The sequence below is a fragment of the Eximiradius proteiniborus genome (genome assembly GCF_058546985.1).
The window spans coordinates 749,127-763,685 of sequence record NZ_CM178592.1; the positions used below are offsets into that span (position 1 = coordinate 749,127).

The window sequence follows — 14,559 nt, forward strand, 5'->3', positions numbered from 1 at the left end:
TATACTTATCTTATTAGGAAAAATTATTCCTTAACTCTTTCTAAATATTCACCAGTACGGGTATCTACTTTAATCAAATCGCCTTCATTTACAAATAACGGGACGCTAACTTGTGCTCCTGTTTCTACAGTTGCAGGCTTCAAAACATTTGTAGCAGTATCACCTTTCAAACCAGGTTCAGTATGAGTAACTCTTAAATTAACAGTAGGTGGAAGCTCCACACTAAGAACAATTGTGTCTTCAAATGCAATTTGGACTTGTTGATTTTCTTTCAGAAAGTTGATAGCATCTCCTAAAATATCAGCTCCAACAGGAACTTGCTCATATGTTTCATTATTCATAAATATTAAATTATCGCCTTCGCGATAAAGATATTGATAATCATGCTTTTCAACTCGAACAAAATCAATGCTTTCCCCCGAGCGAAAGCGATTCTCAAGTAATTTACCTGTTCTTAAATTACGCATTTTAACTTGATAGAAAGCACGAAGATTGCCAGGTGTTCTATGTTCAGATTCAAGAACCAAACAGTTTTCGCCGTTAAACTTGATAACTGCACCTGGACGGAGGTCGCTTGTTGTTCCCATAAATTTCCTTTGTTTCCAAAATATTCACAAAAAAGAGGTGTCGGCCGGATTCGAACCGGCGTTCGCGGTTTTGCAGACCGCTGCCTAACCACTTGGCTACGACACCTTAATAGACTACAAAATTATATATTTTTTTTCACATAACAAAATAAAATCAATTATTTTTTGCACCTTCTATTATCCAGGTTCTCATCCCTTTTTTATGATTCTCTGTAATGTTTCCACGGTAAAACAAAGTAAAATGTGGCAATTTATTTTCAATAATTTGAATTAACCTGCTCTTATCAGGTTCTCCAATAATTATCATTCCAGGCGATGAAAACAAAGTGCCATATGAAGTTAAAATAATTCCACCTGCAGCACTTTCATCACTATGACAACCTGCATACGAACAATTTAATTTCAAAAATGGATACACGTGAAACTGAAAACTAACGTTTTCCTCGGGAAAAATAATATCCTTGGAATTTGTACCTATTGTTTCAGTACAAGCATATATTATTAATAAAGAAAAAACAAATATTATGATTTTCAAGAATTTCACTAATAGCTTTCCTCCAAATTTGGGAAACTGGAATTTTTCACATCATTGCAATAATTAGCAACAGCATCTTTAATAATATTAAGTAAGTTAGCATATCTACGAACAAAACGAGGTGAGAAATCAACAGTTAATCCCAACATATCTGTATATACAAGTATTTGTCCATCGCAATATGGTCCCGCTCCTATTCCAATAGTTGGAATATGCACAGCATCAGTAATATTTTTTGCAAGTTCAGCAGGGATTTTCTCTAATACTATTGCAAAGCATCCAGCTTTTTCTAAAAGTAATGCATCGTTGAAAATCTTTTCAGCTTCGTCAGGATCTGTTCCTCGGGCACGATAAGAACCAAATTTATGTATACTTTGAGGCATAAGCCCAAGGTGCCCCATAACTGGAATACCAGCATCAGTCATACGGGATACTGCTTCGGTAACGTTCTTTCCACCTTCAAGCTTTACAGCAGCACAACCAGTTTCTTTGAGAATTCTACCTGCATTACGAAATGCTTCGTCGGCAGTTACTTGATAGCTCATAAACGGCATATCTGCAACAACTAATGCCCTCGATGCTCCTTTGACGACGGCTTTTGTATGATAAATTGTATCTTCTAAAGTAACAGGTATCGTAGTATCGTGTCCTTGAACAATATTGCCTAACGAATCGCCGACAAGAATCACATCGATGCCGCATTCATCGAAAATTTCAGCAATTAAAGCATCATATGCAGTAAGACAAGCAATTTTTCTACCAGTGCGTTTCATCTCTTGTAAACGCAAAGTAGTAACTTTTTTTGCTTCTAAATCTTTTGTTGTATATCCCATTTTATCGCCACATTTTGAAAATAAGCAATTTATGCTTTTTTCGTGAAAAATCAATCGAGAAATTATTTTACATTCCCACCAATGTATTCCATCAAATATTTATTTTCTGTTTTAGTTTCGTTCAAAGCAGCTTTGACAACATCACCAATGGAGATAAGTCCGACTAATCTTTTCTGTTGCAAAACAGGCAAATGCCTGATTTTATTTTGTGTAAACACCTTCTCTGCGTATTCAATTTCGTCATCTGGTTCGACAAATATCACCTGACGAGTCATCACTTCACCTACTAACTTATCGAGAGTTTCTGCTTGGCTTTTTGCAAATTCCCGGATAATATCTCTTTCAGAAATAATCCCACAAATCTTACCATCTTCGGAAAGCACCAATAAGACACCAATTTTGTTATTTGCAAGATACTCTATTGCTATTCTTATTGGCATATTATCTCCGATTGTGAATACTTGCGGTCCTTTGTTTGCAAGAATATCTTTGACTTTCATTTAATGCTCCCAAATATTAGAAGACAATATTTAAGTATTTATCGTCTATATAATTAATTTATTTTAGGTAAATCAAAATTTGTATTTGAAAGCTACAATACGATTAATTTCTTATAAATATAATATAAAAATTTGATTAATAATGTTTAATTTAGTTTTTTAAAGAAATCTGATAGGTGAAAAAATGAGTGAAAAAATAGATAAGTTATTGAGACTAAAAAAAGAACGAAATGCTATTATTTTAGCTCATTATTATCAAGATGATATCATTCAAGAAATTGCCGATTTTAAAGGTGATTCGCTTGCCTTGGCTCAAGCAGCAAAAGAAGTAACAAACGATGTTATTGTATTTTGTGGCGTTCATTTTATGGCAGAAACTGCCAAAATTCTCAATCCTGATAAAATAGTTCTCTTGCCTGATATAAATGCAGGTTGCTCACTTGCTGATTCCGCACCAGCTGAAAGCTTCAGAAAATGGGTTGAGCAATATCCAGATTATGTTGTGGTCTCTTATATTAACTGCTCAACTGAAGTAAAAGCAATGTCGGATATTATTTGCACCTCATCAAATGCTCTCAAAATTATCAACTCAATACCAGAAGAAAAGAAAATACTTTTTGCTCCCGATAAATATTTAGGACGTTATTTGATAAAGCAAACCGGACGCCAAATGGTTCTGTGGGATGGCTCTTGTCAAGTTCACGAACAATTTTCCGAAACAAAACTAATCGAAATTATCAATCTTCATCCTAACGCAGAAGTAATAGCTCATCCCGAATGCCCAGAAAATATACTTGATTACGCTGACTTTATTGGTTCAACAACTGCTTTAATTAATCATACCCAAAAATCTGATAATAATGAATTCATTATTTTAACTGAACCAGGTGTAATTTTTGAAATGCGAAAGCATTCCCCGAACAAAACATTTATTACTGTTCCAAATATTGAAGGTTGCAACTGCAACAATTGTCCGTATATGAAACTAAATACAATTGATAAAATAATTGACTGCCTCGAAAAATTAGAACCACAGATAATTTTAGAGGAACAGTTGCGTCTAAAAGCACTTCGTCCGTTAGAAAAAATGTTGGAGATAAGCAAAAAATGATTGAGTATAAACAAATAACCGAACTTCCTGAAAATTATATTAATGAAAAAATCGAGGAATTTTTGAGGGAAGATTTTGCTTATGAAGATATTACTACATTAGCTTGTGTTCCCGATAATAAAACAATTCGTGGTTATATTGAATCACAATCTGAACTCGTATTTTGTGGCAACCAAATTATTAGAAAAATACTAAGTAATTGCAATGTGCTTCAAATTAATTATCAAGATGGAGAATTACTTCCACGTAACACAATTATCGCAACTTTTAAAGGCAATGCCCGATATATCTTATCACGTGAACGTGTATTGCTCAATATCGTGCAAAGATTGTCAGGAGTCGCAACAATAACCCGTCAGTTCGCAGATAAAGCAAAAAAATATAACATCAAAATTCTAGATACACGAAAAACAACTCCCGGATTACGCCTCTTTGAAAAATATGCTGTTTATTGCGGTGGAGGAACTAATCATCGACTAAACCTAAAAGAAGGTATGCTGATAAAAGATAATCATATAACTGCGTCTGGCTCGATTACTCAGGCTTTGTTGAATGCCCAAAGTATGGCTTTAGGCTTGCCAATTGAACTCGAAGTAGACAATATTGAGCAAATTAAAGAAGCAATGCAAGTCGGTGTCGATGGATTCCTGCTCGATAATATGAATAGAGAACGAACCATTGAAGCAGTTAAGCTAATTCGTTCGTATCCAAATGGCGAGCAAATTTTCATTGAAAGTTCAGGTGGGATTAATCTTTCTAATATTGATAATTATTTCGAAACAGGTATTAATGCAATTTCGATTGGGGCACTAACTCATAGTGCCAAATCTGTTGATATTCATATGGAGTTTGAATTTGAGTAGTGAAATTCAAAAATTTGATGTCCTAGTTATTGGCTCGGGACTTGCAGGCTGTATTGCTGCAATTACAGCTGCAGACAAAGGAAGAAATGTATTAATTATCACAAAAACCGAAGAACTGATGAGTGGAAATACCCCCTACGCACAAGGGGGAATTATCTATACTGGCGAAGAAGACTCGCCGCAAAAGCTCAAAAAAGATATTATGGATGCAGGTGATGGGCATTGTTGGGAAATCGCAGTTGATCAATTGGCAAATTTTGGTCCTAAATTAGTTAAAGAACTACTAATAGAAAAATTTAATGTTGAATTTGACAGAACTTCAGATGATAACTTAGATTTAACTGCTGAAGGAGCTCATTCGCAGCCAAGAATTATTCATTCCAAAGACCACACAGGCAAAGCTATTCATAAAGCAGTTATCGAATCAGTTTCCAAACACCCCAATATCACCGTTTGGAGCAATCATACGGCAGTTGATTTGCTGACTTTATCTCACCATTCGAGAAATTCTCTTGACATCTATAAAAAACCTGCGTGCTTTGGTGCTTTGGTATTGAATAATACAACAGGTCGAACATTCCCGATATATGCTAAATACACAGTGCTTGCCACAGGTGGGCTTGGGCAAATATATCTGCATACAACAAACCCAACCGAATCTACAGGTGATGGGATAGCTCTTGCTTGGCGTGCTGGCGCAAGATGCTTTAACCTTGAATATATTCAGTTTCATCCTACTTCATTTTATTCAGAAAAAGAGACATTCTTAATTTCAGAGTCATTACGCGGTGAAGGTGCAATACTAATTGACAACAAAGGCAATTCATTTATGGAACGCTTTCACGAACTCAAATCTCTTGCTCCAAGAGACATTGTAGCTCGTGCCATTCATCAAGTAATGCTTGAAACAGGTCATCCTTGTGTTTATTTAGATATTTCATTTAAAAATTCTGACTGGCTAAAAAATCGTTTTCCAACAATTTACCAAAATTGCTTAAAAGCAGGTGTTGATATTACAAACGAACCTATTCCTGTTGTTCCGGCTGCTCACTATTCTTGTGGCGGAGTGGGTGTGAATTTAAATGGTCGCACTTCTCTTCGGCGACTATATGCAGTTGGAGAAGTTTCTTGCACTGGAGTTCACGGAGCAAATCGACTTGCTTCTACTTCACTTCTTGAATGTGTTGTTTGGGGTTGGACTGCTGGGTTAGATATTTCTAAAGATACAGACGATTCAAATTACTTCCCGGATATTTTCGAATGGGTCGATGAAGATCAATATATAGATCCTGCTTTAATTGTTCAAGACTGGCTTACAATAAAAAACACGATGTGGAACTATGTCGGCTTAATCCGAACAAGGCAAAGACTACAAAGAGCTCAACAAATTCTTAGACATCTACAAACAGAAATCGAACAATTTTACAGAAAAGCAAAAATGACGCGTTCAATTATCGAACTTCGGAATGGTGTTCAAACTGCAATTGCTGTAACAAATGCTACTCTTGAACAAAGAGTAAACCGGGGTGCTCATTTTTTGAAAGAGTAATTCAAACATTTTTTATAATTTATCGTTTAAACATTAAAAGGTTTAAGCGATGCAACTCGGACTTTTTCCATTAAATACTATTGTGTTCCCTTTAAGTGCGATTCCTCTTCACATTTTTGAAGAAAGGTATAAATTGCTTGTAAACGAATGTTGGAAAACTAAATCCCCATTTGTAATAAATCTATCATATAATGAAAAATTATATGATATTGGATGTATGGTGCTTATTGCAGATATTATGCAGAAGTATGAAGATGGGAGAATGGATATTCTGGTGGTTGGAACCCATCGTGTCAAAATTCAAAACTTCATTTCAGGCGAGAAGCCTTACTATCTTGCAAATGTTGAAATTCTCAGTGATATTGATAATTCAATTGACACTGAAAAGTTAAAAAATGTTGTCGAAATGTTTAATAATATTACAAATAAGCTGAAAAATCCTGAAATCAAACCGATAATTTTTGAAGAATTAAATCAAGAAAACCCTTCGTTCCAGATTGCTCCCAAAGCAGGACTTACCATTGAACAGAAGCAAAAACTAATGGAAATTCGTTCTGAAAACGAACGGTTGAATTTTTTGCAAAAGCATTTGGAAGTTATTGATAAAATTATTGATGAAGCGGAAATAGTCAATACAATCATAAAAAATGATGGATACTTCAACGTCCCTCCTCAAAATTTATAATGAAATGAACTATTTATTTCGATGAATAATTCTTTTTTTGTAATTTGTAAAAATGTTCTTGAATATTTTTCGACGGGTTATATTTAGATTAAATGAACAAAGTTTACAAAGAAATAATAAAATGGACGCTTGTAGTTGCAATTGTTGTCGGGAGCATTTATTCAGTCGTTAAAGATATTGATTTTTACAAATTATGGATGATTCTGCGAACCGCTGATTATTTGTGGGTAATAGTTTCAATCCCCATCATTCTTTTGTCGCACTGGGTAAGAGCTGTTCGGTGGAAAATACTGCTTAAACCAATATTAGATGCAAAATCTACTTGGAATTTATTTTCAGCAGTTATGGTCGGCTATGCTGTTAACAACATTTTACCTCGTGGTGGCGAACTTGTTCGCCCTTTTGTATATGCTCGTCGTGAAGGTGTGTCGCGTTCGGCTGTATTTGCAACAATAATAATCGAACGCTTTCTTGATGTTTTGTTTTTACTGATACTATTTGCTGTTGTTTTCTTTTTTAGCAGAGATATTATTTCACAAGCATTCCCTTGGATGACAAACCAAAATATTACAATTTTCATTGTTCTTCCAGTGGTTGTATTGCTAATTATTATCCTACTTAGTGTTTACACCAAATTGGGCTATTACCTGCTTAAAATATTTGTGAAACCATTCTTCCCCAAAAAACATGCAAGAATTGAACAAATAATGTCTTCTTTTCTAAAAGGATTTGAATTTATTAAATCACCTTCTGATTATTTTATGACATTTGTTCATTCTTTGCTTTTATGGTTTTTATATGCGTTGCCAATGTATATAATGTTCTATACATTTCATTTCCAGAAGCAATTAAATCTTGGTGTTATGGATGCAGGACTTTTGTTAATAGTTGTCGGTATCGGAACAACTATTGCACCAACTCCCGGAGCAATCGGTATTTATCACTATCTTGTAACTATTGCAATGATGAATTTATATAAAATATCTAACGAAGACGCTCTTGCTTATGCTATTTTAGTTCACGCAGTAAATATGATTATCCAAGTAATTGTTGGAGCTTTGTTCTTCATACGCGAAAATATTAAGGTCTTGCCTAAAGAAGAAGATTTCGTTAATAATGATATTGAACCAAGCATAAATTCGGAAAAAATTTAGTATAATAAAGGTGGAATTATGGAACTCAAAGATACTGTAAAACATATTGCTGAACTTGCAAAACTTGAATTTAAAGAAGGTGAAATTGATTTATTCTCTGAACAATTTAAAGAAATCGTTGAATATATTGACACTCTCAATGAAGTTGAATTAAGCGATGTTGAACCTCTCGCCCAAATTACAGATTTCGAAAATGTTTTGCGACAAGATGTTGTTCAACCTTCCATATCCTTGGAAGATGCTCTGAAGAATGCACCTAAAAAGAACGAGAATTTTTTCAAAGTGCCAAAAGTAATTGAACAAGAATGAAAAGTATAGCTATTATTCCTGCAAGATATTCTTCGAGCAGATTTCCCGGTAAACCACTTGTCGAAATCAATGGGCTACCGATGATTGTTCTGGTATGGCAAAATATTCAGAAATCTCGTCTGATTAATACTGTAATTGTTGCAACTGATGATGAACGTATCGCCAATATTCTTGACAAATACCAAATCCCATTTGTTCTAACAAACCCGCAAATACCAACGGGAACAGATAGAATTTATAGTGCATACCGTCAAATTAATACAGATTTCGATATTATTATTAATGTTCAAGGGGACGAACCATTACTTTCTGGAAGTGATTTAGATAAACTAATTGAAAATTTTGACACCATAGAGTATGATGTCGCTACTTTTATCTCACCAATTGATGATTTCGAAGAATTAGTTAATCCTAATAATGTTAAAGTTGCAGTTGGGGAAAATTATCGAGCTTTATATTTTTCGCGATCAGTAATTCCTCATTTGCGAGATTTTGGAATAAATGAATGGCTAAAAAAACAAACTTATTGGAAACACATAGGAATTTATGCTTATAAAGCAAATGTACTTGAATTTTTTGTAAACACTCCGCAAACAAAAATTGAATTATCTGAAAAACTCGAACAATTGAGATTACTGGAACACGGTTACCGGTTTCAGTGCATTCCACTTAATAAAAAACTAATTGGTGTGGATACACCTGAAGATCTCGAAAAAATCAAAGTTTTGTTTAACAAGAATAATTAAGTATGAATATTATAGATGATGAATTTGTCGATATTCCGCTTTGCGTAGATTTAGATGGCACTTTGATTGCAGGAGATACTCTTTTAGACTCAACTTTGATTGCAATAAAAAGAAAGCCGTTTATTCTGTTATTTCTTCCATTCTGGATATTAAAAGGAAAGTTGTTTTTCAAAGAGAAGATACATCAAATTGCTGAACCTGATTATTCAACATTAGTTTTCAGAGATGAACTTCTTGAATTTATAGAATCAGAAAAGCATAAGGGACGTAAGATTGTTCTTGCCACTGCATCCTCGCAAAGAATCGCTGATAAAATCGCTGATGAACTTGGGATTTTCGACCTTGTTTTAGGCTCTGGAAATGGTATAAATTTACGTAGTAGCAACAAAAAAGATAAGTTGGTAGAATTATTTGGAGAAAAAGGATTTGATTACATTGGCGATAGTTCAGCGGATATTGAGGTATTTCGTTCTTCGAGAAAAGCCTATCTTGTAGAACCAAGTAATAATGTTTTAAATAAAACAAAATCTATTGGAAATCTCGAGAATTGTTTTGGTCGGAAACCTGAATTAATAAAACTAATCCTCAAAGAAATACGAGTTTATCAATGGGTTAAAAACACACTTATTTTTTTGCCAATTTTGCTTGCACACATTATTCCAATCGGAGAATATGCAATAAAGTTAGTTCTTGCATTCCTTTCATTCAGCTTTGTTGCGTCATCTGTCTATGTTTTAAATGATTTATTAGATATTTCTTCCGATAGACAACATCCAACAAAGAAAAACAGACCATTCGCTTCGGGAAAGTTATCCGTAAAAGTTGGTTTTTTGCTCTTTCCGCTTTTGCTTATCTTAGGATTTGTTCCCTCTTTTGTATTATTACCAAATGAATTTAATATAATATTGTTTGTATATTTTGTTTTAACAACTTTATATTCTTTCTATTTAAAACGGGTTTATGTTGCTGATATTCTTATTTTGTCGTTACTATATACATTGAGGTTAGTTGCCGGTGCCGAAGTAGTTGACGTTTTGATTTCACCTTGGCTTATTGCTTTCTCTGTATTTATTTTTATTAGTTTAGCTTGTATCAAAAGATATACTGAATTATTTTCAATAACGAATAGAAATACAGAACAAATTTCAGGAAGAGGATATTTAGTTGATGATATTAACTTGATAAAAACTATTGGTGTTAATAGCGGGTTAATATCAATATTAGTATTTATGCTTTATGTAAATAGTAAAGAAGTGTTGGCATTGTATAAGCACCCTATATATCTATACATTGTTGCATTTCTCTTTTTGTATTGGATAATCCGAATGTGGTTTATTGCCGTCCGCGGGAAAATGACTGACGACCCAATTGTATTTACTTTGCGGGACAAAGTAGGATTATTTATTTTCGCTTCAATAATATTGATTGTTTTAGGAGCAAGCTTATGATAGATAATATTGAATCTTGGGGACGCTATCCAAGAGGTATTCATAAAGAGGTCATCAACATTTTTTGGAAGGACGAACTTCCCGATTTCAGCAAAATAAATGGTTTTGTTCTTCCTGTTGGGTTGCTTAAAAGTTATGGCGATAGTTGTTTGAATTTTGATAATACCCTATTGGATATGTCCGGTTGTCATAGATTAATAGATTTTAATCAGGAAGAAGGTATAATTGCTTGCGAAGCAGGCACAACCCTCGCCGAAATACTCGATTTTACTGTCCCACGTGGTTGGTTCCTTGCTTCTACACCGGGAACAAAACACATAACAGTTGGTGGAGCAATTGCAAATGACGTTCACGGAAAAAATCACCATAAAGGTGGCACTTTTGGTTGCCATGTTATTGAATTTGAATTAGTCCGTTCCGATGGTAATCGTATCATTTGCTCACAAACACAAAATTCTGATCTGTTTGCTGCAACTATCGGTGGACTTGGGCTTACAGGAATTATTACCTGGGCACGCTTCAAATTGCAAAGGTGCCCGAGCCCGTTCATCGCTATGGAATCAATTAAATTTGATTGTATTGAAGAATTTTTCGAAATCAATGCTGAATCTGAAAGCCAATATGATTATACTGTATCGTGGATAGATACAACAGCTACAGGTGCCAATTTAGGAAGAGGAATATATAATCGAGGCAACCACGCAACTCCAGAAGAATTTGATTTACCTAAAGAGATAAAAGATAAGCCACCTCTCCCCTTCCCATTTGATTATCCTTTTATTAATAATTTCTCTGTAAATGCTTTTAATATTTTGTATTACAATAAACAACCACATAAAAAGCTTAAGCAGGTTGTGCATTATAATCCGTTTTTCTATCCACTCGATGCTGTTAATAACTGGAACCGTGCATATGGAAAAAACGGCTTCTTGCAATATCAATTTGTAGTTCCTTTTGGAAAAGATTTATCCACTATAAAGCAGATAATGACAATTATTTCAAATTCAGGACTTTCATCGTTTCTTACAGTACTTAAAACCTTTGGCGATGTTAAATCACCTGGGCTGATGTCATTTCCACGAGAGGGTATCACTATGGCTGTAGATTTCCGTATGAGCAGACGCACACTTGAAGTATTAAAAGAATGCAATAAATTAGTTCGTAATGCTGGGGGAGTGCTTTATCCAGCAAAAGATGCACAAATGAGTAGCGAAGACTTTCAAACATTTTATCCTCAATGGATAGAATTAGCAAAATACAAAGACCCTAAAATATCTTCAAGTTTCTGGCGAAGAGTTGTAGGCGTATAATATGCCACTAATTTTCATTTCAGCAGGAGATCCATCGGGTGATATTCACGCTGCTCGTCTAATGAGCAAGATGAAAGAAATTATCCCTAATGTTGAATTTATTGGAATTGGCGGAGATAGAATGCAAGCAGAAGGATTGCAGTCTATTGTTCCAATTCAAGAAATTTCTGTAGTCGGATTTTGGGAAGTGCTCAAAAAAATCAATGTTTTCCGAAATTTAATGTCGAATTGTAAAGATATTTTTTCAAATCAGAAAATTGATTTATTTCTTCCTGTTGATTATCCCGGCTTTAATATTAAGCTAGCTAAGTATGCTAAAAGTCGGAATATACCGGTTGCATATTATATTGCCCCTCAGCTATGGGCTTGGGGACAAAAACGAGCTCAACAATTATCAGATATTGATAAACTCTTCGTTGTTTTTCCATTCGAAGTAGATTTTTTTAAACAACACGGAATAAATGCTGAATTTGTTGGTCATCCCCTTCTTGATAACCCTGTGCTAAAACAAGAGCCTCTTGATTTTTCTGAAAGAGAAAATATCATTGCTCTTTTGCCCGGTAGCCGACAACAAGAAATAGAAAAACATTTAAAATTATTTATTCAGTCCGCGGTGCTGTTCAAAGAGGAATACCCTGATTTTCAAATTGTTTTAGCCAAAAATGCAAGCACTAATATCGATCGTTATTTATATTTTTTGCAAGATAATAATGTTTTGCTTGAAGAAAACTCACTTGAATTAATGAAAAAAGCAAAAATCGGAATAGTCAAAACCGGAACATCCAATTTAGAAGCAGCACTTGCTGGGATGCCGTTCGTAATGGTGTACAAAACTTCATTTTTTTCCTATTTATTAAGCAAACAATTAATTAATTTGAAATATATTTCTATTATTAATATATTGAAAAATGAATTAATAGTTCCTGAAATTATACAAAATCAAGCAACCCCTCAACGTATTTCAAGTTCATTAATAGAAATATTAAAAAGTCAAGATAAAAAACAGCTAATAAAAGATGTATATAGTGAAATTCGCATAATATTGGGGTCGAATAGTGCCGCTCAAACAACTGCCGAAAAGATAAAAAACTATTTTTTCAAATAAAATATTAGAAAAGTCGTCTTTGAACTAGTATAAGTTCAAACTATGTTCTTTGATAATTGGGGATGACCTGGATTCGACGGGGTGATGGAGCTAAAAGTTGCATACCGTGCTTGTTCGGTGCCGCACGTAAATACAACCGATCAAGAAACAAATGCCAATTATGATTACGCAATGGCTGCTTAATAAATAACAGCCACGTTTTCGGCAAGTTTTTCCTGCCGAGCTTTCCGAAAACGTCGCCTGAGGCAGGATAGCAAAGCATTGTTCGAAAGGGTGCTTTGTGAAAATTCAACTTTCGATAAGGAAGTGGCGCCTGTGCATCGGCAATCCACTTCACGAAAACTAATAGATGCACTAAGTATGTAGACGCTTTTGGTGAAGCTCTCCGGACGCGGGTTCGACTCCCGCCATCTCCACAAAAAAAAACACGTAACTGTCATACTGGTCAGCAAGTTACAGAGATGTCAAAATTTAATTACGCACAGATTACGCACAAAGCCCCCGTTTTGGGTATAATTTAGGGGCTTTATAGATACACTGGTTAATTATCTTCATTAGCTAGAATCATCAAACTGATAAGAGAAGGAAGCAATATTGTTGTAGTATAAAAATTTACTTAATTCATATGGAAAAATCAATGAAACTATTAACAGTAATCTTAGTTATAGTATTATCTTACATAAATTTAATGTCGCAAGATAATACTATTCTTTTAAAAAGGGGAACAAGTTTCAAAGTAGTTGCACCAGAAGGTATAACTGATAAGATTCTTGGAATGGGCTATGATGCAAATTTTAATGAATTAAATTATCAAGTATTTAAAGGTAAAAAAAATATTACTAATGAAGCTACTTACGAAAGTAATTATACCGAAATCACAAATTTATTAGAGTACGGAGCTTATGCTAAAGTATTTAGTTTAATGAAAGGTGGGATCAATAAACAAACTCAAAAAAGATTTGCTATACTAACTATTTATGCAATAGATAAAACAGTAACCTATGAAGTTGAAGGGGCTCCTATTGGTAATGCAGAATTTTATGCTGCAAAAATTCATTATGGTTGGTCATTAAATTATATTATTAGTGGTGAATCTTCAGACTTTAATTCAGAAGTTTCAGCCAATTTAAAAAAATTTATTGGTGTAGGTGGTGATTTTAAATATACAGTATCTTTATTTAATCTACAACAAGAACTAAAACTTAAGGGATTATCTACAAAAAATGAAGGTGTTACTATTGCCAGATCAGCAGAAGAAACATTAAATAAGTTTCAAAGATCGAAAAATTCTGTTCCAATTTTAATAGAATATAAAGCTGTCAAAGATGTTAACACTCAAGGTATAGAGTGGGTATCACCTCCATACAAAGAAGGCACATATATTTTACAAAGCGTCAATTATAAAGTATCTGAAAGAAAATCTGATGGGAAACGTTGGGATGCTGGGTTTGGTCAAATAGCCAATCCTGATGTTATGGTGAAATTGTATTTAAATAATCAAGAAATTAATTCTGGAACTGGAGAGGAAAACTCATTTACTGGCACTGTTAATTTTAGCAAGCAAATAAATTTGAATAAAAATTCAGTTATTAAATTGATTTTCTGGGATAAAGATATGAGTGAAAATGATTTAATTGGTGTAGCTGAAATTTCATTTGAACAATTATCAAAATTTAAACTAAATGATGTTATTAATTTAAATACATCTGAACAATTACAAAATTGTACAATCAAACTTATTTCTAAATAACTTAAAAGAATTAACAAAAGATTATCTACTAAAAAAACAGGTTACCTTGCCCTTCCCCCGAAGGGCTTTTCTAC

The 14,559-nt window shown here is 33.9% G+C and carries 15 protein-coding genes, 1 tRNA gene and 1 other RNA gene; 12 read left to right on the forward strand and 5 right to left on the reverse strand.

All coding sequences use genetic code 11. The annotated features are described in order from the left end of the window. Positions 1-23: 23 nt before the first annotated feature. The 5 genes from efp to ACY2LT_RS03150 all read right to left on the reverse strand — a co-directional run bounded on the left by efp (position 24) and on the right by ACY2LT_RS03150 (position 2,455). The gene (gene efp, locus ACY2LT_RS03130) at positions 24-587 is read right to left on the reverse strand and encodes an elongation factor P (RefSeq protein WP_491816338.1); all 564 of its coding nucleotides are present in this window, start codon (positions 585-587) and stop codon (positions 24-26) included. A 35-nt stretch (positions 588-622) separates the two neighbouring features. After that, positions 623-693: transfer RNA gene (locus ACY2LT_RS03135), tRNA-Cys, on the reverse strand. A 48-nt stretch (positions 694-741) separates the two neighbouring features. Continuing rightward, entirely contained in the window at positions 742-993 is a 252-nt protein-coding gene (locus tag ACY2LT_RS03140; RefSeq protein ID WP_491816340.1) for a c-type cytochrome domain-containing protein, read from the reverse strand. A gap of 137 nt (positions 994-1,130) precedes the next feature. Next, complete coding sequence (panB, locus tag ACY2LT_RS03145) at positions 1,131-1,955, reverse strand: 3-methyl-2-oxobutanoate hydroxymethyltransferase (RefSeq protein ID WP_491816341.1); 825 nt, start codon at positions 1,953-1,955, stop codon at positions 1,131-1,133. A gap of 62 nt (positions 1,956-2,017) precedes the next feature. Beyond that, entirely contained in the window at positions 2,018-2,455 is a 438-nt protein-coding gene (locus tag ACY2LT_RS03150) for a CBS domain-containing protein (RefSeq protein ID WP_491816342.1), read from the reverse strand. Between the two features lie 184 nt (positions 2,456-2,639). Between ACY2LT_RS03150 and nadA the strand changes: the two genes are divergently transcribed. From nadA to ACY2LT_RS03210, 12 genes are all read left to right on the forward strand, one after another. Beyond that, positions 2,640-3,566: a quinolinate synthase NadA gene (gene nadA / locus ACY2LT_RS03155; protein ID WP_491816344.1), complete on the forward strand. Its 927-nt coding sequence runs from the start codon at positions 2,640-2,642 to the stop codon at positions 3,564-3,566. Continuing rightward, positions 3,563-4,429, forward strand: a complete 867-nt coding sequence (nadC, locus tag ACY2LT_RS03160) for a carboxylating nicotinate-nucleotide diphosphorylase (RefSeq protein ID WP_491816345.1) — start codon at positions 3,563-3,565, stop codon at positions 4,427-4,429. The genes nadA and nadC overlap by 4 nt, the downstream gene beginning before the upstream one ends. Then, positions 4,422-5,978 (forward strand): L-aspartate oxidase, encoded by a 1,557-nt coding sequence (gene nadB / locus ACY2LT_RS03165; protein ID WP_491816346.1) that lies wholly within the window; start codon positions 4,422-4,424, stop codon positions 5,976-5,978. The genes nadC and nadB overlap by 8 nt, the downstream gene beginning before the upstream one ends. A 49-nt stretch (positions 5,979-6,027) precedes the next feature. Continuing rightward, complete coding sequence (locus ACY2LT_RS03170; RefSeq protein WP_491816347.1) at positions 6,028-6,663, forward strand: LON peptidase substrate-binding domain-containing protein; 636 nt, start codon at positions 6,028-6,030, stop codon at positions 6,661-6,663. A 92-nt stretch (positions 6,664-6,755) separates the two neighbouring features. Next, complete coding sequence (locus ACY2LT_RS03175; protein ID WP_491816348.1) at positions 6,756-7,817, forward strand: lysylphosphatidylglycerol synthase transmembrane domain-containing protein; 1,062 nt, start codon at positions 6,756-6,758, stop codon at positions 7,815-7,817. Positions 7,818-7,835: 18 nt separating this feature from the next. Next, the gene (gene gatC, locus ACY2LT_RS03180; protein WP_491816349.1) at positions 7,836-8,126 is read left to right on the forward strand and encodes an Asp-tRNA(Asn)/Glu-tRNA(Gln) amidotransferase subunit GatC; all 291 of its coding nucleotides are present in this window, start codon (positions 7,836-7,838) and stop codon (positions 8,124-8,126) included. After that, the gene (kdsB, locus tag ACY2LT_RS03185) at positions 8,123-8,872 is read left to right on the forward strand and encodes a 3-deoxy-manno-octulosonate cytidylyltransferase (RefSeq protein WP_491816351.1); all 750 of its coding nucleotides are present in this window, start codon (positions 8,123-8,125) and stop codon (positions 8,870-8,872) included. Before gatC ends, kdsB begins: the two co-directional genes overlap by 4 nt. Positions 8,873-8,874: 2 nt before the next feature. After that, positions 8,875-10,320 (forward strand): UbiA family prenyltransferase, encoded by a 1,446-nt coding sequence (locus ACY2LT_RS03190; protein WP_491816352.1) that lies wholly within the window; start codon positions 8,875-8,877, stop codon positions 10,318-10,320. Further along, the gene (locus ACY2LT_RS03195) at positions 10,317-11,630 is read left to right on the forward strand and encodes an FAD-binding oxidoreductase (protein WP_491816354.1); all 1,314 of its coding nucleotides are present in this window, start codon (positions 10,317-10,319) and stop codon (positions 11,628-11,630) included. Before ACY2LT_RS03190 ends, ACY2LT_RS03195 begins: the two co-directional genes overlap by 4 nt. A gap of 1 nt (position 11,631) precedes the next feature. Beyond that, entirely contained in the window at positions 11,632-12,735 is a 1,104-nt protein-coding gene (lpxB, locus tag ACY2LT_RS03200) for a lipid-A-disaccharide synthase (protein ID WP_491816355.1), read from the forward strand. A 58-nt stretch (positions 12,736-12,793) separates the two neighbouring features. Further along, positions 12,794-13,154: a transfer-messenger RNA gene (gene ssrA, locus ACY2LT_RS03205) on the forward strand. 218 nt (positions 13,155-13,372) lie between these two features. Beyond that, positions 13,373-14,485: a hypothetical protein gene (locus ACY2LT_RS03210; protein ID WP_491816356.1), complete on the forward strand. Its 1,113-nt coding sequence runs from the start codon at positions 13,373-13,375 to the stop codon at positions 14,483-14,485. Positions 14,486-14,559: the final 74 nt, after the last annotated feature.